Below are 23,512 nucleotides of genomic sequence, written 5' to 3' on the forward strand. Positions count from 1 at the left end.
ATGGCCGCTGATCTCTCAGCCACGACCATGCTGCACATCATCGACAACCTTCTGCCCGCCAGCGCCCTTCAGGACCTACGCGACCTCTGTGACATCCACGGGCGACTCAAGGAGGAACACGACGGTGATGCTCAATTCAGCTGGCGACCCGAAACCGGTTCTCCCCGCTCGATTCACGCAGCCGCTCAGCAACCCGTCGTCGATCACTACCTCGACGAGGCCCTGCTCCCTCTGGCAACACCGTTCGCACCCCAGCGGGCCGGAGTCGAGTGGTGGTGCAACACCAACAACGATCTCGACTGGCACATCGACAAGGACGAGCTGGAAGGTCGACGCAGCGGCCGTTTCCTGCTTCCGTTGCTGTCCACCGTGTTTTACCCCCACGTGAGCTGCGCTGGCGGCGAACCGCTGGTGGCCGATAGCCCTCCGATCGAGAACGGATACCAGGGGCCGTTACCCACATTCCGCTCGGTGATCTCGATCCCACCGGTGGTGAACCGTCTGGTGCTGTTCTCCCCAGGCATCCTGCACCGGATCAACCCGTTCGAAGGCGAGCGCTATTCCGTGGCCATGAACATCTGGGAGCAAGCGCCCCTCACCACAACGGCTGCAGAGCCACCGGCTTGAATTTTTCGATCGAAACCGTCCAGGCCCGCGGGGAGAAAGCCTGCAATGCCGCTTTGAACGCGGCCGTATCCCCCGTGTTCAACCAGTCCGCCTTGAGCCTGGGCACGTCCTCCGGCAGCCGTTCCATCGGCAGCTCCACCAGCAGCAGGCTGTCGGCTCCAGCCGCACGCTGCAGCGCACCCTGATCACTGCGCTGCCACACCCGCAGCAACAGCTCCAGCACCAGTACATGGCCCAACGCCTCCGGGGCCTCACCCTGCGGAGCCACCTCTTTCTGAGACCGTCCCCCCAGGGGCAGGGCGCGCCGGCCCTGCTGATCGATCAGCGCCATGGCCACGAGGTAAGGGGAGTCAGCCAACACCAGATGTCGAAGGCCACCATCCTCACCGGATCCTCCCCACAATGAGCAGTACATGCGTACTATTTAACCAGTTGTCGCTGCTGCCGTGGAGCTCCAACGCAGACCGCTTCCCCTGCAGCCCAAGCGCAGTCGGCTCACGCTGCCCCTAGCCGGGGAACGGGTCGCCGCAGGCTTCCCGTCCCCCGCCGATGACTACATCGACGTGGGGGTCGACCTCAATGAACAGCTGATCCGGCATCCCACCAGCACCTTTTTCCTGCATGTGAGCGGCGAATCGATGACCGACGCCGGCATCCACGACGGCGATCTTCTGGTGGTCGATCGCAGCCTCGACCCGCGTCCGGGCCAGGTGGTTGTGGCGGTGCTCGACGGTGCCTTCACCCTCAAACGCCTGATGCGTCATCACGGCCGGTTGCGCCTGGAAGCCGCCCATCCGGACTATCCGCCACTGGAGCTTCACCGCTGCGGCGAAGTGCAGATCTGGGGTGTCGCCATCCACGTGATCCATCCGCTCTGAAGCGACATCGCCATGCCTCAGGCCACGGCCCTGATCGATGGAAACAACTTCTATGCCTCCTGCGAACAGAGCCTGGATCCGGCTCTGTTCGGTCAGCCCGTGGTGGTGCTGTCAAACAACGACGGCTGCATCGTTGCGCGCAGTGCCGAAGCCCGTGCCCTCGGCATCCGCATGGGGACGCCGTACTTCAAGGCGCGCCGGGAGCTGGAACGGCACAACGTGGTGGTGCGCAGTTCGAACTACGCCCTTTATGCCGACATGAGCCAGCGGATGATGAGCCTGCTGGAGGCCCACTGTGAAGAGCTGGAGGTGTATTCGATTGACGAGGCCTTCGGGAGAATTCGTCGTCCCCGCGATGGCGACCTGCAGGGTTGGGCCCGCCAGCTGCGGGCACGGGCACGGCAGAACCTTGGCCTACCGATCGCCATCGGCTTAGGGGCCAGCAAGGCCCAGGCCAAGCTGGCCAATCGCCTGGCCAAACAGACCCCAGACCATGCCGGGATGTTCGACCTCGGCCAGTGCGACAACCCCGATCGCTGGCTGGAAACCATTGCGATCGAGGATGTCTGGGGAATCGGTCGACAACTGGCCCATTGGTGTCGCCTGCGGGGCGTCAGCAACGCACGACACCTCCGGGACATGCCGAGCGGTGAACTGCGCGCCAAATGCGGCGTGGTGGGTCTGCGGCTGCAACGGGAGCTGCGGGGCCATGCCTGCCTGCCGCTGGAGCTGGCACCAGCACCGAAGCAAGAAACCTGCGTGAGCCGCAGCTTCAGTCGCCCCATCACCAACCAGGAGGAGCTGCACCAGGCCATCGCCACCTATGTGGTGCGCGCCGCCGAGAAATTGCGCAGGCAACGGCAACGGGCAGCAGCGCTCACCATCTACACCCGCACCAGCCCCTTCGCTCCTGGGTTTTACAGCCAAGCCGCCAGCACGCAGCTGGACCTACCGAGCAATGACACAGCCGTGCTGCTGGAGGCGGCACGCCCCTTGGTGGCACGGATCTTTCGCCCCCACCGTCCACTGGCCAAGGCCGGCGTGCTGATGCAGCACCTGCAGAGCCACGACATCCTGCAGACCCATCTGATGGTGCCGATGAGTGAGGAGCAGCAGCAGAAACGGGAGTGCCTGATGCAGACCATCGACCGGATCAATCGGCGTTACGGGCGTGGAACCCTGCAATGGGCCGGTTGCGGACTGCAGCCCAGCTGGTTGATGCGGCGTGAGCAACTCAGCCGCGCCGCCACCACCCGTCTGCAGGATCTACCGGTGGTGAAGGCCTGACCCACAGCGTTGATCTAGGCCTCAAACCTCCTGCAGCAACTGGATGACCTGCTCACGGGTGCTGAGCAGCAAGACCATCCGCTCGCCGTGGGCGTTGAGACCCGTCTGCTCCCGCACCAGATCGGTGCTGGCCAACGCCAGTCCTCCGGTTTCAGTGAACAGCACCGGCAGGGTGCCCTGGTGCCCTCGCATGCCCTGCAGATCCAGCGCCTGACGAACAGCCCGCTGAGCCTTCTCGGAACCCAGACGCTCCACAAAGGCCGGCCAGAGGTGGTTGACCGGATCGAGCGCGGCGAAATCCAGCTGCGAATCAGTCATCAGGACGGCAACAACGCAAGGGCTTCGCTGATCATCTGCGGGGTGACGGCAATGCGCTCAAGCGGATCAGCGTTGTCGAGGTAGGCGTCAAACGAGGCGAAGCGCTCGATCACAGGGTCGGCCCCCTCGGCGGCGCAAGCCTCAACCCAATCCCCCTCCTCCGGCTTCACCGCGACGTAGGCCTGCAGCGCTTCCTCCAGATCACCGCCGTCGCCGACGCCCTCACCGTGCCAGATCGCTTCGAAGAATTCAGACATCTTCAACTCGAGGAACAGATCCTGATGCAGTTTGCCCAGACCACCGGCCCATGGCTCAGGCGGCCGGGGGAACGGTGTAGCTGGCGCAACGTTGCTGATCCAGATGGCCGATGTGTTTTCGCTCGGTGTAATACAGCTCCTGGTAGCGCAGCGCATCACGGTTGAGGTCATCGAAGAGGGCCTGAATCCGCACCTCCATGTCCACGGAGGCCTGATCTGACGAAGCCTCCTGATCAATCAGAACAGCGATGCAGGATTCCAGGGTTTGGAGACGCTGGCCACCCCAGGCCTCCAACAGGTGCCGGCAGCGCTTCAAGCTTTTCTGACGCTCCAGCAGGGCAGCAATACCCCGCAGCTGCTCCAGGGGCTCCGCCAGGGCAACACGCTGCAATTCACCTGGCTCCAAAAGGGGCGTCAGGCGGGACACCAGCGCACTGCTCTCCAGCAAGAGCTGATCGGTGAGCAAGCGGGGCAGATCGATGAGATCCAGACCCTCGCCGTCGTCGTCGCAACGGCTGATCGACTCCATGCGCCCCTCACCCAGGTTGGTCTCCTCGAGATCCGTAATGGCCGCCCAGAGATGGCGATGATGGGGAATGGCGAAATCCTCCAGTTCGCGTTTGCGCAGTTCCTGGCGAATCGTGGCCCGATGTCGGGGGCAATGCAGATACAGCCGCAGCAGATCGGCCTCACAACGCTCCCGCTGTCCGGATTCACCGGGCTGTTCGTGACGGCTGGAGCGCCCATGCCAACGCTGGCCCTTCACCTGCTGCCGCAGGTCATCCTCGAGCTGAAGCGCCAGGCGTCCCTGGCCACCACTGAGGCGCTCCGCCACCCGTTGGAGGTAGTGGGTGCGCACGGCGGACTGGGGCAGCTTGCCCAGCAGCCCCACCAGGGCCGTAACCGCCTGTTGGAACTGGTCGGCCCGGCTGAGATCGCGCTCCTCCAGCACCTGCTCGATCTGCCAATCCAGCCAGAGGGGGGCCTGATCGAGCAGGGCGCGGTAATCGCCGGCCCCGTTCTGTTTGAGGAACTCATCGGGGTCCTTGCCTGAAGGAAGGTGCAGAACCCGCAGCTCCAGCTGGCCCTGCATCGCCAGCTGCTCCACCTCGCCAATGGCTCGATTGGCTGCACGGACACCGGCACCGTCGGCGTCGAAATTCAGAACGATCCGCTTACTGTCGCTGACGCGGCACAACTGGGTGATCTGCTGACTGCTCAGGGCCGTGCCGAGGGAGGCCACAGCGTTGGTGATGCCGGCAGCATGCAGGGCAATCACATCGAAATAGCCCTCCACCACCACCGCTCTGTCGTCCTTGCGGATGGCATTGGAGGCCTTGTCGAGACCGAACAGATGCTTCCCCTTCTCGAACACTTCGGTCTCGGGGGAGTTGAGGTATTTCGGTTCACTGCCATCAAGGCTGCGTCCCCCGAAACCGATCACCCGGCCCTGACGGTCATGGATCGGCACCATGACCCGATGGCGGAAGCGGTCATAGAACCCGTTGCCCCCCTTGCGGGGAACCACCAGCCCAGCAGCCTCGAGAAGCTCAGGCGCCAGCCCCTCAACTTGCTGAAGATGCTTCAGCAGACCATCCCACTGATTCGGCGCATAGCCGAGTTGAAAGGTCTCCTGGGTGGCGGGACTCAACCCTCTGGCCTCACTGAGGTACTTGAGGGCCTCTGCGCCAGCAGGCGCCATCAACTGGCTGCGAAACCAACCGGCAGCTAGGGCCAGGGCCCGCTGCAGCTTGTCCCTGCGGGACAACTGTTGGCGCAGCCGTTCCTGCTGCGGACCATCCACCGTCTCGATCGGCAGCTGATAACGCCGCGCAAGATCCAGCACCACATCGCTGAAACTCTGGCGCTGGAACTCCATCAGGAACTTGATGGAGTTGCCGCCAGCACCACAGGAGAAGCAGTAGTAGAACTGCTTGGCGGGCGACACCGTCATCGACGGTTTGCTGTCGTCATGGAACGGACAGATCCCGACGAATTCCCGTCCCTTCTTCTTGAGCACCACGTGCTCGCCCACCACATCAACGATGTCGGCCCGTTCCTTGACGGCCTCAATCGTTCTTGGGTGCAGGCGGGCGTTCACCATCGGTCCATTCTGCGAAGTCGCAGGGTTCCGTGCACCCCGTCATCAGAACAGCCATGGCCGAACCGCAGACCCCACAGCCCTGGTGGAACCGGGACTCGGTGCGGGGCAGCCGAGCCCTGATCCTGAGCTCCCTGGCCTTCAGCCTGATGACGGTCTGCGTCAAGCAACTGAACAGTCGGCTTCCGGTGGCGGAAATCGTGCTGTGCCGGGCCCTGATCAGCATCGTTCTGACCGCTGTGGGCCTGCGCCTGGCCGGGGTCTCCCCGTGGGGCCAGAGACGGGGGCTGCTGGTGGCGCGGGGGGTGCTGGGCAGCTTGGCCCTGCTCTGCTTCTTCGAAGCGATTGACCAGCTGCCGCTCGCTTCAGCGACGGTGCTCCAGTACACCTACCCCACCTTCACCGCCGTGGCAGCGCTGTTGCTGCTGGGCGAGCCCCTGCGCCGACGCATCAGTGCAGCGGTTCTGCTGGGCTGGATCGGCGTCACCCTCGTGGTGCAACCGCAGTGGCTCACGGGAACAGCCCAACCTGCGCAACTGATCCCTGCCCTGATCGGAATTGGTGGGGCTCTGATGACCGCCCTGGCCTACGTGAGTGTGCGACGGCTGTCGCAAACCGAGCACCCCTTGGTGATCATCCTCTATTTCCCGATGATCTCGGTTCCCCTGACCCTGCCCTGGGTGCTGCAGCAAGGGGTCTGGCCCCAAGGCATCGAATGGTTCTGGCTCCTGGGGGTCGGGGTGATGACCCAGCTGGGCCAGATCTGGGTGACCGAGGGCCTGCGCTGCCTGCCCGCCGCCCGAGCCACATCGATCAACTACGTGCAGGTGGTCTTTGCCGCAGGCTGGGGCTGGCTGTGGTTCGCCGAATCGATCAATGCCTGGCAGGTGGGAGGCGGGTTGCTGGTGCTGGCCGCCACCCTGATCAGCCTGTCGGCGCGACGTTAGAGCTCAGGCTTTGTCCAAACCCAGGGGGTACGTCAGCCAGGCCTGGCGGTCGTCGGATCCGCCTTTGGGTCTGGCCAGGCGCCAGCTCTGACCGCGGGAGCCTCGCTGCAGAAACAGTTCAAACGGGCTATCCACCTGCACACGGTCGCCGGGCAGCTGCCAGTCGAAGCGGCCTGAAATCCTGAAGCCCTGCTCGTCACCCAGGGCAAAACTTTCCTGGTCCTCCACCCGCACCCGACTCACGCTTGGGGCGATGGGCATCGGGGTGAGATCGAGGGAGCTGGCAATGGCTGACTGGGTGAGCTGAATCTGCAGGGCCAGCGCTTCATTCAGGAGAGCCCGTGGCGGCTGAGATCCGTTGCATGCCGTCAGTGAAACCACGATCGATAGAACGCACAGCACCTGAAGGAAACGGCGCACAACGCGCTTGAAAGCAGAGACAGGCAATGACAGCTGCGGCAACATGACGCGGTTGAAACCTCTCCCCATGATCGGCTGGCTGCAGGGACGACCGATGGAGTGCTGGACTCAAGGCAACCGTAGCGGCGTTCTGCTGCTCTGCGGTGCGGTCGGATATGAGGTGCACCTGACCGAGCGGCATCAGCAGAACCTTCCGGCGGATGGCGACCTGAACCTGTGGATTCATCAGGTGCAGCGGGAGGACGGCAGCAGCCTCTACGGCTTTCCCCTGCGCCAGGAGCGGGATCTGTTCCGGCTGCTGATCAGCGTCAGCGGTGTGGGCCCCCAGGCCGGTCTGGCGCTGATGCAGGAATGCAAGCCCCAGGAGCTGGTGGAAGCGATCAGCAGCGGTGATCTGCGTCGCCTCTGCAAAGCGCAGGGCATCGGCAAACGCACCGCTGAGCGCTTGGCGGTGGAACTCAGGGCCTCGATTGCGGCCTTCGCGGGCGTGGATCCCGCCCCATCGCTGGCGGAAGGCGTCAGCTCGGAGCAAATGCCGGCAAGCGGTGCCGACGTGGAAGCGACCCTCTCGATGCTGGGTTACGACGATCTGGAAATCCGTCGAGCCATCCGTGCGATCGCTGAGGGCGCCGATGGCCAACCGCCTACTGGAGACGACCAGGACGCCTGGCTGCGGGGCTGCCTGCAATGGCTGAGCCGCGAATCGGCCTGAGCCGCCCCACGCGAAGGTAAGCTGGTTGTTTGCACTGACAGGGCCGCCCCCCGCGCATGTCGCTTGATACCACCGAGAAGCAGCAGCTGATCAACACTCACCAGACCCACGGCACCGACACCGGTTCTGCCGAGGTCCAGGTAGCCATGCTGAGTGAGCGGATCAACCGTCTCAGCAGCCACCTGCAGAACAACATCCATGACTTCTCCTCACGGCAGGGGCTGCTCAAGATGATTGGCCGCCGCAAGCGCCTGCTGAGCTACATGCGCAGCAAGAGCGAGCAACGCTACGCCGACACGATCGCCAAACTAGGCATCCGCGGCTGATCGACGTCCCCCATGCCTGAGCAACGCAACGCCCTCCCCTTTGAGCCCAAAGGGTCCGGGAAGGGAAGCAAGCCTGCTTCAGGGACGCCTCGGCAGGAAGCCATTCCTCGCTACGTGGCCGATCGGATGGCTCGCCGGGTTGCTGTGTTCACAGGACTCCCGTCCCTCGCTGGGATGGGAGTTTTTGTTGGCAGTTATTTCGTCGTCACCCGTGGCATCGCCGATATCGCTCCAGGACTCACGCTGACGGGCTCCGGACTGTTTTTCCTCCTGGGTTTGGTGGGCCTGAGCGTTGGCGTTTTGACTGCCAGCTGGGATCCCGAACCGGGTTCTCTGCTCGGCTTCGAGAACTTCAAGCCGAACATTCAGCGGATGAAGGAGTCGATTCGGGCCCAAAAGCAGCAGCAACAGCAATCGAAGTCCTGATCAAGTTCTGTGGATCAGGCCCTCCTGATCAGACGATCAGGTGAGCACCAGACGATCGCTGCATCGGGCTTCAAAAGACTGGGTGCGCAGTGACGCGATCGCTGCATCAACGTCTTTGACGCAGAACTGGGAACCGAGTCGCACATAGCGAACGCTGTCGCCGTGGCACACCTCGGCGACCACAGGCACCTTCACTCCCAGTTCATCCCGCTCAGGGCGATGTTGGTTCAGGCATTCCCGAAGCTTGTGCTGAATGGCAATGTCGCTGGCCTGATCGGAGGGGAGCTGAACCAGCAGCAGATTGAGCTCATCGACGGCGCGGCAGTCGTCAATGATCAGCTGCACGCGTTCGTCACGACGATCAACCCCAGCCCACACCAAGAGGCGGGCTTCAGCCATCAGGTGATCTGCGAGGCGCGCGTAACTCTTGGGAAACACCACCGCTTCGCAACTTCCGGTGAGATCCTCAAGCTGCAGGATCGCCATGCGATCGCCCTTACGGGTGGTGACCTGGCGCATTTCAGCAACCATCGCAATGGCACTCACCTTGGCTTTGTCGGGCTGTTCCTCCAAGGAACCCAGACCGATGGGGGCCAGCAACTTCGACGAGGGTGTGAGCTGTTTGAGTGGGTGATCGGAGAGGTAGAAGCCCACCAGATCTTTTTCGAGACGAAGCTTTTCGGTTGGGGGATAGTCCGGTACCGGCGCCGCCTTGGGTGCATGGCTGAGATCCGCCGGCCCATCGGCATCGGCGGCAGGAGCCATCAGATCAAAGAGGTTGCCCTGGCCGCTGTCTCGGTCTTTGGCCCGTGACGAGGCCCAGTCGAGCAGCAGATCAAGGTCTGCCATCAACTGAGCACGGTTGGCCTGCGGATCCATGGCATCCAGGGCACCGCAGTGAATCAACGACTCAAAACCACGGCGGTTGAGCACTGAGGACGGGATCCGGTCGCAGAGGTCCGCCAGGGAACGGAAAGGCCCATCGCTATCGCGGGCGGCGATCAATTGACGGATCGCACCATCACCAAGGTTGCGAACGGCGGAAAGGCCAAACAGGATCCGATCGCCGTTGGGGGTGAAATCGGTGAGCGAGGCATTCACATCCGGGGGCATCACCTCAATCCCCATCGCATTGCAATTGGAGATGTAGCGCTGCACTTTGTCGGCAGCTCCGGCGTTCACCGTGAGCAGGGCCGCCATGTAAGCGACCGGGTAGTGCGCTTTCAGGTAAGCCGTCTGGTAAGTAACGGCGCCATAGGCCGTGGAATGGCTCTTGTTGAAGCAGTATTCAGCGAAGAGAACCATCTGATCGAACAGTTCGTCGGCGACCTTTTCATCAACGCCGCGCTCTCCAGCACCCTGAACGAAGATGCCGCGGTGCTTCTGCATCTCAGACACTTTTTTCTTGCCCATCGCCCGCCGGAGCAGATCGGCCTGACCCAAGGAGTAACCGGCCAGATCCTGCGCGATCCGCATGATCTGTTCCTGGTACACCATGATCCCGTAGGTCTCGGACAGGATCGGCTCAAGAATCGCGTGGGCGAAGTCGATCGCCTCCCGGCCATGCTTGCGGTTGATGAATTTGGGAATCAGGCCAGCATCGAGAGGCCCCGGTCTGTAGAGGGCAAGGATCGAAGAGATGTCTTCCAGGGATGACGGCTTGAGATCACGCACGATTTGCCGCATTCCGCTGGATTCCAACTGGAAGATCCCCTCCAGATCACCTCTCGCCAGTAGGGCAAAGGTCTCTTCATCCTGGGGCGGCAATTTGTCGGGGTCGACACGGGTGCCACTGCTCACCTCCACCAGTTCGAGGGTCTTTTCGATCATCGTGAGGTTCTTCAACCCCAGAAAATCCATCTTCAACAGACCCATGGATTCCACATCTTCCATGAAGTACTGCGTGATCACTTGACCATCGTTGTTGCGCTGCAACGGCACCAGTTCGTCGAGGGGATCAGCGGCGATGACCACACCAGCTGCGTGAACACCGAAGGTTTTGTTGGTGCCTTCAATCCGCATTGCCATGTCCACCCAACGCTTCACCGTTGGATCCGCCTCGTACTTGTCGCGGAACTCGGGGTTGGGTGATTCCTCGCCGATCATCGCCTTGAGCTTGGCGGGCTTGCCGCGAACCACCGGGATCAGCTTCGCCAGACGGTCGGCATCCCCGTAGGGAATATCGAGCACCCGGGCCACATCCTTCAAAACCGCCTTGGAGGTCATCCGGTTGAAGGTGATGATCTGCGCGACCTTGTCCTCGCCGTAGCGTTCGGTGACGTAGTCGATCACCTCACCACGACGCTCGATGCAGAAGTCGGTGTCGATATCAGGCATCGACTTGCGTTCCGGATTGAGGAAGCGCTCGAACAGCAGGCAGTTGGTGATCGGATCGATGTTGGTGATCCCCAGGCAGTACGCGACGAGCGACCCTGCGGCGGAGCCACGACCCGGACCGACGGGAATGTTCTGTTCCCGGGCAAAACGGATGTAATCCCAGACCACCAGGAAGTAGGTGGGAAATCCCATCTGCTCCATGATCTTGAGCTCATGGGCCATGCGCTCGGCATAGTCGTCGGGCAAGGCAGCATCAGGGCTGAGCTCGAGCCGATCCCGTAATCCCTGCTCGGTCACCTCCCTCAGGTAGCTGACGGGGGTATGGCCCTCGGGAATCGGGAAGCGGGGCATTTGATAGCGCCCGAGAATGTCGTAAGGCTCCACCTTCTCGGCCACCTTGACGGTGTTGGCGATCGCCTCCTGAACCACCTCAGGCTCGAGGTGATCCCCGAAGAGAAGGCCCATCTCCTCTTCGGTTTTGATGTATTCAGTGCCGGTGTAACGCAGCCGCTTCTCATCGGTGATCAGCTTGCCTGTGAGCACGCAAAGCAAGGCATCGTGGGCTTCAACGTCCTGCTTGCTCAGGTAGTGGGCATCGTTGGTGGCAACGATCTGAATGCCGAGCTCCTTGGCAATTTTGACGATCTCAACGTTGACGATCCGATCTTCCGGGGATCCGTGATCCTGGATCTCGAGGTAGTAGTCGTCGCCGAACACCTCCTGATACCAAGCCGCCACCTTGCGAGCCACATCGGGGCGACCCCGCAGAATCGCCTGGGCGATCTCACCGCCGAGGCACGCCGTGGAGATGATCAGGCCTTCGCTGTGTTGCTTCAGCAGTTCCTTGTCGATGCAGGCACGGGAGAAGATCCCGCGTCCCCGCATCCCCCGCAGGTGGCTGATGCTGGTGAGCTTCACCAGATTGCGGTAACCGGTGGCGTTTTTCGCCAGCACCACCAGGTGATATCTCTTCTCCTTCTTGGGTTGCGGGTCGTCAATGGACCCATTAATCACATACATCTCATTGCCGATGATCGGCTTGAGATCTGTGCCCTGACAGAGCTTCAGCAGCTCAATCGCGCCGTACATCACGCCGTGATCCGTCAGGGCGATGGCGGGCATGCCCAACTGCTTCGCCCGCTCCACCATGGCCGGCAACTGCGACGCACCGTCCAGAAGGCTGTAGTCGCTGTGGTTGTGGAGAGGAACGAAAGCCATGGGGTCAGCCTAGGACCCAACGCAAGATCCAGCGTTCAAGGGGAACACAACCCCCCACATGTGGCGCAGATCAGGGAACCAGTGCAGCTTCCGGGCGTGACGCAAACACCTGAGCGGCCTGCTCGTACTGATGCGCCACCTGAAGCAGACGCGGTTCATCCAACACATTGCCGATCAGCTGCATCCCGATCGGCAGACCCGCCGCGCTGAATCCACAGGGAACACTGATGGCCGGAAGTCCCGCAAGGTTGACCGGAATCGTCAGCAGGTCAGCCAGATACATCGCCAGCGGGTCGTCGGCGTGGGCACCAGACTTGAAGGCCGTGGACGGCGCTGTTGGCGTCAGCAGCACATCAACACTCTGGAAGGCCGCATCAAAATCCCGCCGGATCAGGGTGCGCACCTGCTGCGCCTTTTTGTAGTAGGCATCGACATATCCGGCAGACAGGGCGTAGGTGCCGATCAGGATTCGCCGTTGCACCTCAGCGCCGAATCCTTCAGCACGGCTTCGCGCAGTCATCGCGGCAAGGCTCTCGGCGTCTTCGGCACGGAAGCCGTATTTGACACCGTCGTACCGCGCCAGGTTGGCCGACGCCTCCGATGGTGCGATCACGTAGTAGGTGGCGATGCCGTCGTTGAACCGGGGGCAGCTCACCTCCACCAGTTCAGCACCGAGAGCCTCCAGCTGGGCAGCAGAGGCCTGCACCGATGCCTTCACCTCGGGATCGAGGCCTTCGGCATCGAAGCACTCCTTGATCACCCCCACCTTCAGCCCCTTGATGGACTGGTTAAGGCCGGCGCTGAAATCGGGAACCGCTGCATCAAGGCAGGTGGAATCGCGGGGGTCGGGTCCGGCGATCACCTGGAGCAGTTCGGCCACATCAGCAACGCTGCCGGCGAAGGGACCCACCTGATCCAGAGAGCTGGCGAAGGCCACCAGGCCCCAACGGCTGACGCGGCCGTAGGTGGGCTTGAGGCCGACCACACCACAGAACGACGCCGGTTGGCGGATGGAACCACCGGTGTCGGAACCAAGCGAAGCGACGCAACTGCCGGCGGCGACGGCCGCTGCACTGCCACCGGAGCTTCCACCCGGCACATGGGCGGTGTTCCAGGGGTTCTGTGTGGCCCCGAACGCGGACGTTTCGGTTGAGCCACCCATGGCGAACTCATCCAGATTTGTCTTGCCCACCAACACACCACCGGCCTGCCAGAGCCGCTCGGTGACCGTGGATTCGTAGGGCGGCACGAACTGCTCGAGCATGCGGCTGGAACAGGTGGTGCGAACACCTTTGGTGCAGAGGTTGTCCTTGATGGCCAGCGGCAATCCCGCCAGGGGGCCGAGCGTCTCGCCGGCGGCCCGGGCTTCATCAACGCGGGACGCCTCAGCACGGGCGTGATCAGCCGTGACTTCAACAAAAGCGTTCAGCGAAGGCTCAGAACTTTCGAGCCGCTTGAGGTGCTGATCAACGAGCTCGCGGGAGGAAACCTCGCCGCTCTGCAGTTGCTGACGCCACGCGCTGATCGTCATGTCCCTGCGATCCATTGCAGCAAGGACGCTATCAGCCGCAGGATCAGCCCTCAGCTGAGATGGTGAGGGGCTCGGAGCGCCGGGTCCGCAGCAGGGAATGGCTGATCGACTGGGGTTGCTCCGACTTGACGTCGTCCAGGAAGGCACTGAGCTCGCTCTCCAGCCCCTTGCGGGTGATGAAAGGTCCGAACCAGTAGGTCACATCAGGGCCTGACGTCTGAACGCGAGCCCACCAAGCGACTCCAAAGCCATTGGCAAGGCTGCGCAGAGGCCGAATCAGGGGACTCATGGGATGAACAGGACCTCGGGGCATTGTGCCCCGGTATCTTGGTCAACCGCGCTGTTTTCAGGGAGATAGCTGGATGTTCTGATCGAACGGCAGGGCAGCATCCGGCTGCGATGGGTTCAGATCCAGGTCAATCCGCTGTTCCGGGGCCTTCTCAACAGGAGCTTCAGGCTGTTCAGGCGAAGCAAGCTGTTCGGGCGAAGCGGGCTGTTCAGACGAAACAGGTTGTTCAGCCACAACAGGCGATTCAGCACCGGCAAGTTTGGGCCTCCGAATCGGCGGCGACGGTGCCTGGCCGTGAATGTCCTTCATCCAGTTGCGCCGTGCCACTTCATAGACGCACAGGGCTGTGGCGACGGAGGCATTCAGGCTCGGTGTGATGCCCCGCAGCGGGATGCGAACCAACTGGTCGCAATGGCGCCGGGTCATCAGCGACAGGCCCTGGTCCTCGGATCCGGTGACCAGCACCATCGGCCCACTGAGGTCGACATCGGTGAGGGTCACATCCCCTTCAGCGGCAAGGCCCACCACCCTGTAGCCGGAGTCTTTGAGCTTTTCCAGGGAGCGATTGAGGTTGACCACGCGTGCCACCGGCAGGTGTTCCAGGGCTCCGGCGGCCACCTTGGCGGCGGAACCGGTCAAGCCAGCACTGCGGCGCTGGGGGATCACCACGCCATGGGCTCCCATGGCTTCAGCGGAGCGAACAACCGCCCCGAGGTTGTGGGGGTCGGTGACACCGTCCAGGGCCACCAACAGGGGGGGTTCCCCCAGATCCGAGCAGCCCTCGATGAGGCTGTCGAGATCAAGGGTTTCCGCCGCCGCCGTCTGCAGGGCGATGCCCTGGTGAACGGACCCACCTGTGATCTGTCCCAACCGGGCCCAGGTCACCTCTTCCACGAGAACGCCCGAGGCCTTGGCATCGCGCAGGAGCTGGAGGAATTTGGAGGCACTGCGCATCTCGGCAGTGCACCAGATGCGATGGATGGGGCGTCCGGCCTCCAACGCGGCCTGGGTGGCATGACGCCCCCAGATCAGATCGTCCGCTGGCGGGGTGGCCGCTGCAGCCTCCGGGGCTGCATCCGGCCGCTGAGGACGAGCCTCATCGAAACGGGATCTGGGGCGCTGGGACGGTTGGCGCCGTTCATCCCCGGAGCGACGGCGGTCGCCGAACCGATCGTTGCGATCGCGAAAACGTCCAGGCCCTGAGCGTTCGTTTTGAGAGGCCGAGCGGGGGGCGTTCTGATCTCGGTCAAAGGAACGGGAGCGGTTGCCGAACCGCTCTTTCGGCCGATCACCGAAACGTTCTCCAGTTCGATCACCGGATCGATCAGCGGCGCGATCACCGAAACGCTCACCAGACCGCTCCTTGAACCGATAACCGGGTCGATCACCAGAGCGCTCACCAAACCGATTGCCGGGTCGATCGCCACCTCGCGACTGGTCCCACTCTCCATCCCGTGGAGCGCGTCGTTCGCGATAACCGCCGCCATCACGCCCAGGCTTGGCATAAGGGGAGCGACCGCCGTCAGAACGGCGGTTGCCCGGCATGGGGCGACCATTGCCGGAACGGCCCATCGACGAGCGCCCCCCTGCCGGTCGTCCACTGCCACCAGGCCGCGAACGGCCATCGCGGGATGGGCCGCTGGAGCGGCGTTCAAAGCGAGGGCTCATGGTGTGCGAGGCAACGTTATGGGTTGGATCCGGCTTGCTCCAAGTGATCGAAGAGCTCCGCAAGCCGGGCTGGATTGTTCAGAAACAGCCAGCCCACCATTGTCTCAAACCCTGTGGCCCTTCCATAAACCCCAGCGTCTGCGCGCCGTGGCCCCCGCCCGGCACTGTTGCGACCCCGCCGCACCAGATCGAGTTCTTCTGAGCAGAGGAGCTCGCGTTCTTCCAGCCAGCTCAACAAACGGGACTGGGCGTCAGCACGAACATCAGCCACGACGGCACGATGCAGGTCATCAGAACGTCCTGGCCTCGACCCATGGCGGAGCCGTTGATGGAGCTCCCACACGGAATCACCAATCCAAGCCAGTTGCAATGGTCCCAGCTGTTCGTTGGTGTCCCTGGGAGACTGGCTTCGAATCCAATCGCTCAAGCGGCCAACTGGTTGAGGGCTGTGGGCAGATCCTCCACCAGATGTAGGAACTCCTCAAGACGCACCAATTTGATCGTTTGCGTCAGCCTTGAGTTCCCCACCAGCACAAACGACCGCTTGGCATCCGTGCATTGCTTGGCCAGCTGAACCAAAGCCCCAAGGCCGGATGAATCGAGGAAATCGATCTTGCTGAGATCGAGAACAGAAGGAAGCTTGTTGGCCTTCAAAACATCACCCACGTACTCCATGAACTGTTTCTCGGAGTATGCGTCCAGCTGACCGGTGAAATGAAACACCAGACAGCCGTCTTTCTGTTCGAATCCGCCCCGGAGAGAGACGGTCAGTCGCTGCAGTTCGCTGATGGGATCAAGCCCCCCAGGCATCATCGGCACGAAGTGTAGTGATGCTGAGCGTTGGCTACCACCTCATCAACGGCGATCGGCCATCAGCGTCACAAAGCGGGCGAAATGATGGTCGGCGTCATGGGGGCCCGGACTCGCTTCTGGGTGGTACTGCACCCCGAACACTGGCTTCTGACGGTGGGCGATCGCTGCAACGGTGCGGTCGTTCAGATTGAAATGGGTGACGTCGATGACGTCTGAATCCAGAGAATCAGCGGAGAGGGCAAAGCCATGGTTCTGACTGGTGATTTCAACCTGGCCTGTGGTGCCACAGGGATGGTTCAAGCCGCGGTGGCCATAAGGCAACTTGAACGTCTCTCCGCCCAGGGCCAGACCAAGAATCTGATGGCCCAGGCAGATGCCGAACAGGGGTAGATCGGATTCCTCCAGCAACAGCTTGGCCAGGGCGATCCCACGGGTCACCGCTGCCGGGTCGCCAGGGCCGTTGGACAGGAAGACGCCGTCCGGGCGATGGGAACGAACCGTCTCCAGATCCGTGTCTGCCGGCAGAACCGTGACATCACAACCATGGGCGACCAATCGATCGAGGATGGCGCGCTTGATGCCGAAATCGATGGCGACAACGCGGAAGGGCGCGTCGCTGCGGCGCTGCAAACGCTGATCGAAGCCAACACTGCAGGCCTGATTCCACTGGTAGGGCTCACGGGTGGTGACGCGGTCCGCCAGGTTCAACCCCTGCATCGACGGGGCCTGCTTCAGGAGCTCAAGCAACTGCGCCGGGGTCTGGCCGTCACTGCTGATCACGCCATTCATGGCCCCCACCTCACGCAGGTGACGCACCAGGGCACGGGTGTCCAAACCGCTGATGCCCACCAGCTGGTGGGCCTGCATCCAGCTCTCAAGGGACTGTTCACAGCGCCAGTTGCTGGGAACTGGGGCCAGCTGGCGGGCAATCACGCCACGGGCATGGGGGCGATCAGCTTCTTGATCGTCAGCATTCACCCCGGTGTTGCCGAGTTCGGGATAGGTGAAGCTCACCAGCTGCCCGGCATAGGAGGGGTCTGTTAGCACCTCCTGGTAACCGGTCATGCCGGTGTTGAACACCACCTCACCGATGGTGGTGCCGCGATGGCCGAAGCCGACACCGGTGAGAACCGTGCCATCGGCAAGGACGAGACAAGCCTTGTCTGATGGGGAATCGGGCATCGAAGGGCCGCCGCAGGTCATCAGTCACTCATTCTCCATCTCCGTCGGACAGGGCATCCCGCAGAGCCACAAGCTTGTCCCAGGCCTTGCCCTCGTTGAGAACAGCCAGAGCCTGAGCAACTGCAGCCGGCAGATCGCTTTGCAGCCCGGCAGCCCAAAGCACCAGGGCTGTGTTGAAGGCCACAACCTCCGTCTGCGCCAGGGATCCCTGCCCCTGAAGAACGTTTTGAAGGATCTGCTGGTTCACCGCGCAGTCACCACCGCGCAGCTGATCGAGACCAGCACGGGTGAGGCCCAGATCTTCAGGGCAAACCTCCTTTGTGGTGATGCCCCCGGATTCGATCAGACGTAAGGCATTGGGCCCCGCCAAGGACGCCTCATCGAGGCCTCCAGCGCCATGAACCACCACGGCACGGCTCAAGCCCAAGTGCTGCAGAGCGCCCGCCATGGGGTCGAGAAGTTCCGGACGCGCCACGCCAAGAACCTGCGCCTGAGGCTGCAGCGGATTGACCAGAGGACCCAACAGATTGAACACCGTGCGGACCCCCAGGCTGCGTCGTAGCGGCGCCAGATTCACAAGAGCTGGATGCCAGGCGGGAGCGAACAGGAAGGTGACACCGGTTCCCGGCAAAGCGTCGACCACCTTGTTCAACGCTGCCTTGAGGTTGAGGCCGAGCCCCTCGAGCACGTCGGCTGAACCCACTTTGCCGCTGGCGCTGCGGTTGCCGTGCTTGGCCACATTGACCCCGCAGGCGGCGGCGGTGAAGGCGACCGCCGTGGAGATGTTGAAGGTGTCGGCACCATCACCACCGGTGCCGCAGGTGTCGACCATGGCCAGATCGGGCCGGGGGCAAGGAAGGGGGCAGGCCTCGCGCAGGACAGCCGCCATGGCCGCCAGCTCATCGGCCACCATCCCCTTGGCCCGCAGTCCAGCCAGGAACGCCCCGGTCTGCACGGGCTCGAGCTCTTCGGCCAGCCAGGCACGCATGAGAGCAGTGGCCTCATCGGAGCTGAGGTTGTTGCCCTGCAGCAGATGGTCCAAGCAACCGGACCAGGAACGCGGGTCTGAAGACATGGAGGGGGGCTGGCAGTAAAAAACCCGGGGTGCGAGGCACGCCGGGCCGGGTGATGGGGACAGTCCCACTATCCCCCAGATCAACGGATAACGACCAGCCGTTGAAGCCGGATGCCTAGGTTGGCCTGCCAACGGGACCCACGAGCTCGCATGGCCGCCCTTCGTCTCGATCTGATCGGCCGCTATCTGCGTCCCCACCGCCGCACGGTGCTGCTGGGAGCCATCGCTCTGGTGGTGGTCAACGTTCTGCGGGTCACGATCCCGATGGAAGTGCGCAGCGTTGTGGACGAGCTGCAGGAGGGATTCAGTTACGCCGGAGTCCTGCGCCAGGCGGGATGGGTTGTGCTGCTCGCCAGCACCATGGGGGTGATCCGGCTGGCCTCGCGACAACTCATCTTCGGCGTGGGCCGGCAAGTGGAGGTGGATCTGCGTCAGCGCCTGTTCGAGCACATGCTCCGCCAGGAACCCGATTGGATTCAGAGCAAAGGCAGCGGTGAAGTGATCAGTCGCGCCACCAGCGATGTGGAAAACATCCGGCGCCTGCTCGGATTCGCGATTCTCAGTCTGACCAACACGCTGCTGGCCTATGCGCTGACGCTGCCCGCGATGTTGGCCATCGATCCGTGGCTGACCCTGGCTGCCGTCGGGCTTTACCCCGTGATGCTCAGCACCGTGCGCCTGTTCGGTGGACGCATGATGCGTCAGAAGCGCGCGCAGCAGGAAGAACTCTCCGCCCTCAGCAACCTGATTCAAGAGGATCTCTCGGGAATCGGGGCCATCAAGATCTACGGCCAGGAGGGAGCAGAACAGCAGGCCTTTGCCACGCGCAACCGCCGCTACCGCGACAGTGCCATTCAGCTGGCGAGAACACAAAGCACTCTGTTCCCGCTGCTTCAGGGCATTTCCTCCCTCTCGGTTCTTTTGCTGCTGGCCATCGGCAGCGGTCAGCTCGAAGCCGGTCGTTTGAGCATTGGAGGACTGGTGGCTCTGATCCTTTATGTGGAGCAGCTCGTCTTCCCAACGGCACTGCTGGGATTCACGCTCAACACCTTCCAGACCGGCCAGGTGAGCCTCGAGCGAGTTGAGGAGTTACTGAAACGGGAACCAAAGATCAAAGACCCTGATCCCTCTGATGCTCAGCCCCGGCCAACGACCGAACGCCGGGGGCGTTTTGAAGCCCGTGACCTGACGGTTCAGTACCAGGGCGCAGAGCAGAACACCCTCAATGGCCTGAGCTTCTGCATCGAGCCTGGGGAGTTGGTGGCTGTTGTCGGGGCCGTGGGCTGCGGCAAAACCACCCTGGCTCGGGCCTTCGGTCGGATGGTTCCACTGGAACCGGGACAGCTGTTCCTGGATGGTGTGGATGTCACCCAGATGCCCCTGAAGAGGTTGCGCCATGACGTGGCGATCGTTCCCCAGGAGGGCTTTCTGTTCACCAGCACCCTGGCGGACAACCTGCGCTATGGCGACCCTGAAGCCAGTGATCAGCGGGTTGAACTGGCGGCAGAGCAAGCCCGCCTGGCTGATGACGTGAAGGGCTTTCCCGATGGTTTCGGAACCATCGTTGGTGAACGCGGCATCACCTTGAGTGGTGGTCAGCGTCAACGCACAGCTCTGGGCCGGGCTCTGCTGATGTCAGCGCCGGTGTTGGTCCTCGACGACGCCTTGGCCAGCGTTGACAACAACACGGCTGCGGCGATTCTGGATTCGATCCGAGCTCAGGACGACCGGACGATCGTGATGATCAGCCATCAACTTTCAGCCGCAGCGGCCTGTGATCGCATCCTGGTGATGGAGAACGGACGTATCGTTCAACAGGGACACCACAACGCCTTGATTCAGCAGCCGGGTGTGTACAAACGGCTTTGGGAGCGTCAGCAGGCGTCGCAACAACTGGATGCGTTGGCTTCCTGAAGAATCTCCGGGCGTTTTCTGACAACACCAACGTTCGTGGCTTAGCTGTGAAGGCAACTCCTTGCCTATGACCAGCGGATCCCCCTTCGCGGTGCGCTGCACGCTCACCTTTGGCGATATCTATGGACAGGTGCTGGCCTGGATGGCCGTCATTTTTGTGAGCCTGGCTGCGGGGCTTGCCCTGATGGGCTCGTCGCGACCGGTGTTTGCGCTGGTGGGAGTGGGGCTGATTTTGGTGCTCAGCCTGCCGTTTCTGCTCTTCGCCTTCGTCACAACGCTGCTGAATCACATCCAGCTCAACCCAGTTGAGGGCGAAGCCAACGCGTCCTGAGCATCAACGGCAACAAGAAAAGAGGGCCTGTCAACACGTCCGGAACGGCTATCCCGCGATGGTTCCGCAGGACGAGACAACTTTTCCTTGGTCGGCCATCAGAAGAAGCTCGTTCCATCCTGCACAGCGATTGAGGGCAGACAGTCCTGGCGCAGGTGCGCTTTCTGGTTCAACAGAATGAACCACCTGTTTTTGTTTCTTAGAAACAGCTTTCTTCATCAACAAGCCATCAATCAATGGCTTGCAATTGATTGATCCATCCAATTCGTCTTCTTTCTGGCCATAGCCCGCCATCGGCACAATCTCCTCCACCCCTGATGACATTCCCAATAGTGTCAACAATCAAATGTGCCTAACCCGCAGACTCGTCTCGGGACAGCTCAGCAACAGCGCCATTCAGGCTGAAAACCACTGACAAACAATCAACACCTTTCTGCAGAACATTGTTCAAAGAAGAACCACTCTTCAAGCCAAGCTTTGATTCGTTCCCTATGTATCCCTCACTTGGGGAGCCATCACTGAAAGTTCACAGATGGCCCTCGACGCGGCAGCATCACTGCGCTGAATCCGCTGCCTAAGCTCTGCGGACCAACGCAACCAACATGCTTCCTTCCTGGCTGTCTCCCCGCGGCAGCGCCGAATCCTCGGCCCCGGCAACGCACGCCGTGTTGGGAACGCCGCTGAAGGCACCCCTGATGGCCGACCAGGAGGAAGCAATCTTTGCCTGTGGATGCTTCTGGGGTGCTGAAAAAGGGTTCTGGCGACTGCCTGGGGTGGTGAGCACTGCTGTGGGGTATGCGGGCGGCCAGACCGAGCAACCCACCTACAACCAGGTCTGCTCCGGCAGAACGGGACACACGGAAGTGGTGCGTGTGGTGTGGAGCCGACCCGCCCTCGACTTCAGCGACCTGCTGAAACTGTTCTGGGAGTGCCACGACCCCACCCAGGGCAACAGGCAAGGCAACGACACCGGCAGCCAATACCGATCAGCCATCTACACGTTCAATCCGGAGCATCTGCAACTGGCCCTGGCCAGCCGGGATGCCTATCAAGTCGCCCTCTCGGCCAAGGGCTACGGGGCCATCACCACCGAAATCCTGGCGGACCAGACGTTCTATTTCGCCGAGGACTACCACCAGCAATACCTCGCCAAACCCGGCAGCCGCCCCTACTGCTCCGCGATGCCAACCCAGACGCTGCTTGGTGACTTCGAGGGGTCGAACTACAAACTCCCGAAGCAGGTCTGGGACAAGTACGACTGGTCCATCAGTCACTGCGTGCTTCGATCCGACAACAGCCCGATCGCCCTGGGCTGATTCGGCCAAAATGAACAAGATCCCGACCCATGTCATGCCCGAGCCCTGGTCTGATCGGCAGGTGATCCTGGCGATCGCCCTCACCTTGATTTTGGTTCTGGGCCTGATCCTCGGCAGTGTCTCCTTCAATCGAGAGCAGCAGTCTCCGATGCTGTGGCGGGAGACCCCCCAACCCACTACAAAACCTTTGGCAATCTGACCACTGACCGGCGGGCTCGCTTCCTGTTGGTGCGATCGTGGGACAACAAGGACCCCTCCGTTCTGCGGTGAGTGAACGGCCTGATCCATCCGAGCAGCGTCAACTGCATCCCCTGCCGAGGGGGCTGGTCGAGCTCTATGGCTTGATCGCCGTTCTGGTGGTGCTCATCCCCGAATGGCTGGCGGATGGAACCCTGAATCTGGGCCAGGCCAAAGGCCCTGCCTCACTCCCGATGCGCTCGAGAGCCTGGCGCACCCTGCCCGAGCTGCGTCTGGCGGCGATGACCCTGGCTGAGCTTCGCCAGGCCGCCGCAGAACTGCGGCTGTACCACTACGGATCCGCAACGAGAGACCAGCTCACCACTCGGTTGCTCAGGCGACTCAGACGCCGGGATGCACTGTGATAACTTAAATCTGACGGGGCGTGGCGCAGCTTGGTAGCGCACCACTTTGGGGTAGTGGGGGTCGTGGGTTCAAATCCCGCCGCTCCGATTCAACCGTCTTATTTCCCCACCTGAACATCAACACTTCAGGGATTGAGCCGGCGGTTTCGCCGGCTCTTTTTTTGCCTTCAGCGGCGGCCAGCGCCGGTCACCACCAGATGCCTGGAGGCATCAATCTGAAGCCAGCCTTCATCCCGCAACTGCCCCAACACGCGGGTCACGGTCACCCGTGTGGTGCTCAGGGCACTGGCGATCTCCTGATGGGTCAGGCGAAGGTTGAGCCGCAACCCGGCCTCACAGGGTTCGCCAAAGTCCTTGGCGAGCAGCTCCAAAAAGCCCCGGACCCGTTCTTCAACGCGACGCAGCCCCAGCAGGGCCAGGAGCGACTCCGCCTGGCGGTAGCGGGCGGCCATGGCCTTGGCCAAACCAAGCGCTAACTGAGGAGACTGCTCGAGCTCCGCCAGATTGCAGCAGAGCAGATCGCAATCGGTGAGCGCTACAGCCTCATAGGCCTCCACATTGGTGAATGCGGCACCGAAGGGTTCGTTGGGACCCACCAGGCCAAGCACCAGCTCGTCGCCATGCACCGACAGCGCCCCGAGCTTCACCATGCCGCGCACCACAAACCAAACACTGTTCTTCAGCAGAGGAACGAAACTTCCCGCGGTGACATGAACAACATTGCGATTGTCGTAGCTGTTTTCAAGAAACGCCTTGAAACCCAGAGCTGTTGAACTCAGATCAGCCGATGGAGTAGCAAGCATTTGGAATCCCGTGAATCCAGAAAAACTGTATTGAGGACAACATCGATTCCCAACAAAGAGCTGGGAGAGATTCGGGGGAGATTCGGGGGAGATTCGGTTAAGAAGGCTCTAACACTGATCGCAATTCGAATCAT

The 23,512-nt window shown here is 62.1% G+C and carries 27 protein-coding genes and 1 tRNA gene; 13 read left to right on the forward strand and 15 right to left on the reverse strand.

Annotation, left to right across the window (positions count from 1 at the left end; genetic code table 11):
• Positions 1–627 carry a 2OG-Fe(II) oxygenase gene (locus tag AAXE93_RS03965; RefSeq protein ID WP_390128300.1) on the forward strand — a complete coding sequence of 209 codons (627 nt, stop codon included), beginning with the start codon at positions 1–3 and terminating at the stop codon, positions 625–627.
• Here AAXE93_RS03965 and AAXE93_RS03970 read toward each other — a convergent pair.
• A complete protein-coding gene (locus AAXE93_RS03970; protein ID WP_390128302.1) occupies positions 596–985 on the reverse strand; it encodes a hypothetical protein in 390 nt (129 codons plus the stop codon). The genes AAXE93_RS03965 and AAXE93_RS03970 overlap by 32 nt on opposite strands.
• An 88-nt stretch (positions 986–1,073) precedes the next feature.
• Here AAXE93_RS03970 and AAXE93_RS03975 point away from each other — a divergent pair, with 88 nt between their 5' ends.
• Entirely contained in the window at positions 1,074–1,505 is a 432-nt protein-coding gene (locus AAXE93_RS03975; protein WP_390128304.1) for a LexA family protein, read from the forward strand.
• Positions 1,506–1,517: 12 nt separating this feature from the next.
• Complete coding sequence (locus AAXE93_RS03980) at positions 1,518–2,792, forward strand: Y-family DNA polymerase (protein ID WP_390128306.1); 1,275 nt, start codon at positions 1,518–1,520, stop codon at positions 2,790–2,792.
• Between the two features lie 21 nt (positions 2,793–2,813).
• On the opposite strand, the gene AAXE93_RS03985 is transcribed toward AAXE93_RS03980, so the two are convergent.
• From AAXE93_RS03985 to dnaG, 3 genes are read right to left on the reverse strand one after another with little or no spacing between them, the layout of a single operon-like run.
• Positions 2,814–3,110: a hypothetical protein gene (locus AAXE93_RS03985; RefSeq protein ID WP_006851716.1), complete on the reverse strand. Its 297-nt coding sequence runs from the start codon at positions 3,108–3,110 to the stop codon at positions 2,814–2,816.
• On the reverse strand, positions 3,110–3,367 hold the full coding sequence (locus AAXE93_RS03990) for a hypothetical protein (RefSeq protein WP_115132806.1): 258 nt from the start codon (positions 3,365–3,367) through the stop codon (positions 3,110–3,112). Before AAXE93_RS03990 ends, AAXE93_RS03985 begins: the two co-directional genes overlap by 1 nt.
• 55 nt (positions 3,368–3,422) lie before the next feature.
• Positions 3,423–5,471 (reverse strand): DNA primase, encoded by a 2,049-nt coding sequence (gene dnaG, locus AAXE93_RS03995; RefSeq protein WP_390128310.1) that lies wholly within the window; start codon positions 5,469–5,471, stop codon positions 3,423–3,425.
• A gap of 53 nt (positions 5,472–5,524) precedes the next feature.
• On the opposite strand from dnaG, the gene AAXE93_RS04000 reads away from it, so the two are divergent.
• Positions 5,525–6,415 (forward strand): DMT family transporter, encoded by an 891-nt coding sequence (locus AAXE93_RS04000; RefSeq protein WP_390128312.1) that lies wholly within the window; start codon positions 5,525–5,527, stop codon positions 6,413–6,415.
• A 3-nt stretch (positions 6,416–6,418) separates the two neighbouring features.
• Here AAXE93_RS04000 and AAXE93_RS04005 read toward each other — a convergent pair whose 3' ends face one another.
• A complete protein-coding gene (locus AAXE93_RS04005; RefSeq protein ID WP_390128682.1) occupies positions 6,419–6,880 on the reverse strand; it encodes a hypothetical protein in 462 nt (153 codons plus the stop codon).
• Between the two features lie 22 nt (positions 6,881–6,902).
• Between AAXE93_RS04005 and ruvA the strand changes: the two genes are divergently transcribed.
• Genes ruvA through AAXE93_RS04020 form a run of 3 tightly spaced genes read left to right on the forward strand, consistent with a single transcriptional unit; the run spans position 6,903 to position 8,299 of the window.
• The gene (gene ruvA, locus AAXE93_RS04010; protein WP_390128315.1) at positions 6,903–7,547 is read left to right on the forward strand and encodes a Holliday junction branch migration protein RuvA; all 645 of its coding nucleotides are present in this window, start codon (positions 6,903–6,905) and stop codon (positions 7,545–7,547) included.
• A gap of 56 nt (positions 7,548–7,603) precedes the next feature.
• The gene (rpsO, locus tag AAXE93_RS04015; protein ID WP_006851408.1) at positions 7,604–7,873 is read left to right on the forward strand and encodes a 30S ribosomal protein S15; all 270 of its coding nucleotides are present in this window, start codon (positions 7,604–7,606) and stop codon (positions 7,871–7,873) included.
• A gap of 12 nt (positions 7,874–7,885) precedes the next feature.
• A complete protein-coding gene (locus tag AAXE93_RS04020; protein WP_115082161.1) occupies positions 7,886–8,299 on the forward strand; it encodes a PAM68 family protein in 414 nt (137 codons plus the stop codon).
• 36 nt (positions 8,300–8,335) lie between these two features.
• On the opposite strand, the gene AAXE93_RS04025 is transcribed toward AAXE93_RS04020, so the two are convergent.
• The 8 genes from AAXE93_RS04025 to trpD form a co-directional block, all read right to left on the reverse strand.
• Positions 8,336–11,854 carry a DNA polymerase III subunit alpha gene (locus AAXE93_RS04025; RefSeq protein ID WP_390128320.1) on the reverse strand — a complete coding sequence of 1,173 codons (3,519 nt, stop codon included), beginning with the start codon at positions 11,852–11,854 and terminating at the stop codon, positions 8,336–8,338.
• Positions 11,855–11,924: 70 nt separating this feature from the next.
• Positions 11,925–13,400, reverse strand: coding sequence for an Asp-tRNA(Asn)/Glu-tRNA(Gln) amidotransferase subunit GatA (gene gatA, locus AAXE93_RS04030; protein ID WP_390128323.1), 1,476 nt, complete (start codon positions 13,398–13,400; stop codon positions 11,925–11,927).
• Positions 13,401–13,428: 28 nt separating this feature from the next.
• Positions 13,429–13,674 carry a DUF1816 domain-containing protein gene (locus tag AAXE93_RS04035; protein WP_115132509.1) on the reverse strand — a complete coding sequence of 82 codons (246 nt, stop codon included), beginning with the start codon at positions 13,672–13,674 and terminating at the stop codon, positions 13,429–13,431.
• Between the two features lie 57 nt (positions 13,675–13,731).
• Positions 13,732–15,342, reverse strand: coding sequence for a 23S rRNA (guanosine(2251)-2'-O)-methyltransferase RlmB (gene rlmB / locus AAXE93_RS04040; protein ID WP_390128326.1), 1,611 nt, complete (start codon positions 15,340–15,342; stop codon positions 13,732–13,734).
• Between the two features lie 16 nt (positions 15,343–15,358).
• Entirely contained in the window at positions 15,359–15,769 is a 411-nt protein-coding gene (locus AAXE93_RS04045) for a Mini-ribonuclease 3 (protein ID WP_390128328.1), read from the reverse strand.
• Positions 15,766–16,155: an STAS domain-containing protein gene (locus tag AAXE93_RS04050; RefSeq protein WP_390128684.1), complete on the reverse strand. Its 390-nt coding sequence runs from the start codon at positions 16,153–16,155 to the stop codon at positions 15,766–15,768. The genes AAXE93_RS04045 and AAXE93_RS04050 overlap by 4 nt, the downstream gene beginning before the upstream one ends.
• A 42-nt stretch (positions 16,156–16,197) precedes the next feature.
• The gene (carA, locus tag AAXE93_RS04055; RefSeq protein WP_390128331.1) at positions 16,198–17,358 is read right to left on the reverse strand and encodes a glutamine-hydrolyzing carbamoyl-phosphate synthase small subunit; all 1,161 of its coding nucleotides are present in this window, start codon (positions 17,356–17,358) and stop codon (positions 16,198–16,200) included.
• Between the two features lie 7 nt (positions 17,359–17,365).
• Complete coding sequence (gene trpD / locus AAXE93_RS04060; protein ID WP_390128333.1) at positions 17,366–18,412, reverse strand: anthranilate phosphoribosyltransferase; 1,047 nt, start codon at positions 18,410–18,412, stop codon at positions 17,366–17,368.
• A gap of 150 nt (positions 18,413–18,562) precedes the next feature.
• Between trpD and AAXE93_RS04065 the strand changes: the two genes are divergently transcribed.
• On the forward strand, positions 18,563–20,326 hold the full coding sequence (locus AAXE93_RS04065) for an ABC transporter ATP-binding protein (RefSeq protein ID WP_390128336.1): 1,764 nt from the start codon (positions 18,563–18,565) through the stop codon (positions 20,324–20,326).
• 67 nt (positions 20,327–20,393) lie between these two features.
• Complete coding sequence (locus tag AAXE93_RS04070; protein ID WP_011364125.1) at positions 20,394–20,657, forward strand: hypothetical protein; 264 nt, start codon at positions 20,394–20,396, stop codon at positions 20,655–20,657.
• A gap of 48 nt (positions 20,658–20,705) precedes the next feature.
• On the opposite strand, the gene AAXE93_RS04075 is transcribed toward AAXE93_RS04070, so the two are convergent.
• The gene (locus AAXE93_RS04075) at positions 20,706–20,969 is read right to left on the reverse strand and encodes a hypothetical protein (protein WP_390128338.1); all 264 of its coding nucleotides are present in this window, start codon (positions 20,967–20,969) and stop codon (positions 20,706–20,708) included.
• 290 nt (positions 20,970–21,259) lie between these two features.
• On the opposite strand from AAXE93_RS04075, the gene msrA reads away from it, so the two are divergent.
• The 4 genes from msrA to AAXE93_RS04095 all read left to right on the forward strand — a co-directional run bounded on the left by msrA (position 21,260) and on the right by AAXE93_RS04095 (position 22,663).
• Entirely contained in the window at positions 21,260–21,973 is a 714-nt protein-coding gene (gene msrA / locus AAXE93_RS04080; protein WP_115082152.1) for a peptide-methionine (S)-S-oxide reductase MsrA, read from the forward strand.
• A gap of 34 nt (positions 21,974–22,007) precedes the next feature.
• Positions 22,008–22,172, forward strand: coding sequence for a hypothetical protein (locus AAXE93_RS04085; RefSeq protein ID WP_390128341.1), 165 nt, complete (start codon positions 22,008–22,010; stop codon positions 22,170–22,172).
• Positions 22,173–22,239: 67 nt separating this feature from the next.
• Entirely contained in the window at positions 22,240–22,575 is a 336-nt protein-coding gene (locus AAXE93_RS04090) for a hypothetical protein (protein ID WP_115082475.1), read from the forward strand.
• Positions 22,576–22,589: 14 nt separating this feature from the next.
• A tRNA-Pro gene (locus tag AAXE93_RS04095) sits at positions 22,590–22,663 on the forward strand.
• A gap of 79 nt (positions 22,664–22,742) precedes the next feature.
• On the opposite strand, the gene AAXE93_RS04100 is transcribed toward AAXE93_RS04095, so the two are convergent.
• A complete protein-coding gene (locus AAXE93_RS04100; protein ID WP_186542203.1) occupies positions 22,743–23,378 on the reverse strand; it encodes a Crp/Fnr family transcriptional regulator in 636 nt (211 codons plus the stop codon).
• Positions 23,379–23,512: the final 134 nt, after the last annotated feature.

The sequence above is a fragment of the Synechococcus sp. HIMB2401 genome, assembly GCF_042883245.1.
Classification (GTDB): Bacteria; Cyanobacteriota; Cyanobacteriia; order PCC-6307; family Cyanobiaceae; genus Parasynechococcus.

Bases quoted from the DNA above. Each gene is read 5' to 3' on its own strand.
- AAXE93_RS03965 (WP_390128300.1), top strand. From the start codon at position 1: ATGGCCGCTGATCTCTCAGCCACGACCATGCTGCACATCATCGACAAC.
- AAXE93_RS03980 (WP_390128306.1), top strand. From the start codon at position 1,518: ATGCCTCAGGCCACGGCCCTGATCGATGGAAACAACTTCTATGCCTCC.
- AAXE93_RS03985 (WP_006851716.1), bottom strand. From the start codon at position 3,110: ATGACTGATTCGCAGCTGGATTTCGCCGCGCTCGATCCGGTCAACCAC.
- AAXE93_RS03990 (WP_115132806.1), bottom strand. From the start codon at position 3,367: ATGTCTGAATTCTTCGAAGCGATCTGGCACGGTGAGGGCGTCGGCGAC.
- dnaG (WP_390128310.1), bottom strand. From the start codon at position 5,471: ATGGTGAACGCCCGCCTGCACCCAAGAACGATTGAGGCCGTCAAGGAA.
- AAXE93_RS04000 (WP_390128312.1), top strand. From the start codon at position 5,525: ATGGCCGAACCGCAGACCCCACAGCCCTGGTGGAACCGGGACTCGGTG.
- AAXE93_RS04005 (WP_390128682.1), bottom strand. From the start codon at position 6,880: ATGTTGCCGCAGCTGTCATTGCCTGTCTCTGCTTTCAAGCGCGTTGTG.
- ruvA (WP_390128315.1), top strand. From the start codon at position 6,903: ATGATCGGCTGGCTGCAGGGACGACCGATGGAGTGCTGGACTCAAGGC.
- rpsO (WP_006851408.1), top strand. From the start codon at position 7,604: ATGTCGCTTGATACCACCGAGAAGCAGCAGCTGATCAACACTCACCAG.
- AAXE93_RS04020 (WP_115082161.1), top strand. From the start codon at position 7,886: ATGCCTGAGCAACGCAACGCCCTCCCCTTTGAGCCCAAAGGGTCCGGG.
- AAXE93_RS04025 (WP_390128320.1), bottom strand. From the start codon at position 11,854: ATGGCTTTCGTTCCTCTCCACAACCACAGCGACTACAGCCTTCTGGAC.
- gatA (WP_390128323.1), bottom strand. From the start codon at position 13,400: ATGGATCGCAGGGACATGACGATCAGCGCGTGGCGTCAGCAACTGCAG.
- AAXE93_RS04035 (WP_115132509.1), bottom strand. From the start codon at position 13,674: ATGAGTCCCCTGATTCGGCCTCTGCGCAGCCTTGCCAATGGCTTTGGA.
- rlmB (WP_390128326.1), bottom strand. From the start codon at position 15,342: ATGAGCCCTCGCTTTGAACGCCGCTCCAGCGGCCCATCCCGCGATGGC.
- AAXE93_RS04050 (WP_390128684.1), bottom strand. From the start codon at position 16,155: ATGATGCCTGGGGGGCTTGATCCCATCAGCGAACTGCAGCGACTGACC.
- carA (WP_390128331.1), bottom strand. From the start codon at position 17,358: ATGACCTGCGGCGGCCCTTCGATGCCCGATTCCCCATCAGACAAGGCT.
- trpD (WP_390128333.1), bottom strand. From the start codon at position 18,412: ATGTCTTCAGACCCGCGTTCCTGGTCCGGTTGCTTGGACCATCTGCTG.
- AAXE93_RS04065 (WP_390128336.1), top strand. From the start codon at position 18,563: ATGGCCGCCCTTCGTCTCGATCTGATCGGCCGCTATCTGCGTCCCCAC.
- AAXE93_RS04070 (WP_011364125.1), top strand. From the start codon at position 20,394: ATGACCAGCGGATCCCCCTTCGCGGTGCGCTGCACGCTCACCTTTGGC.
- msrA (WP_115082152.1), top strand. From the start codon at position 21,260: ATGCTTCCTTCCTGGCTGTCTCCCCGCGGCAGCGCCGAATCCTCGGCC.
- AAXE93_RS04085 (WP_390128341.1), top strand. From the start codon at position 22,008: ATGCCCGAGCCCTGGTCTGATCGGCAGGTGATCCTGGCGATCGCCCTC.
- AAXE93_RS04100 (WP_186542203.1), bottom strand. From the start codon at position 23,378: ATGCTTGCTACTCCATCGGCTGATCTGAGTTCAACAGCTCTGGGTTTC.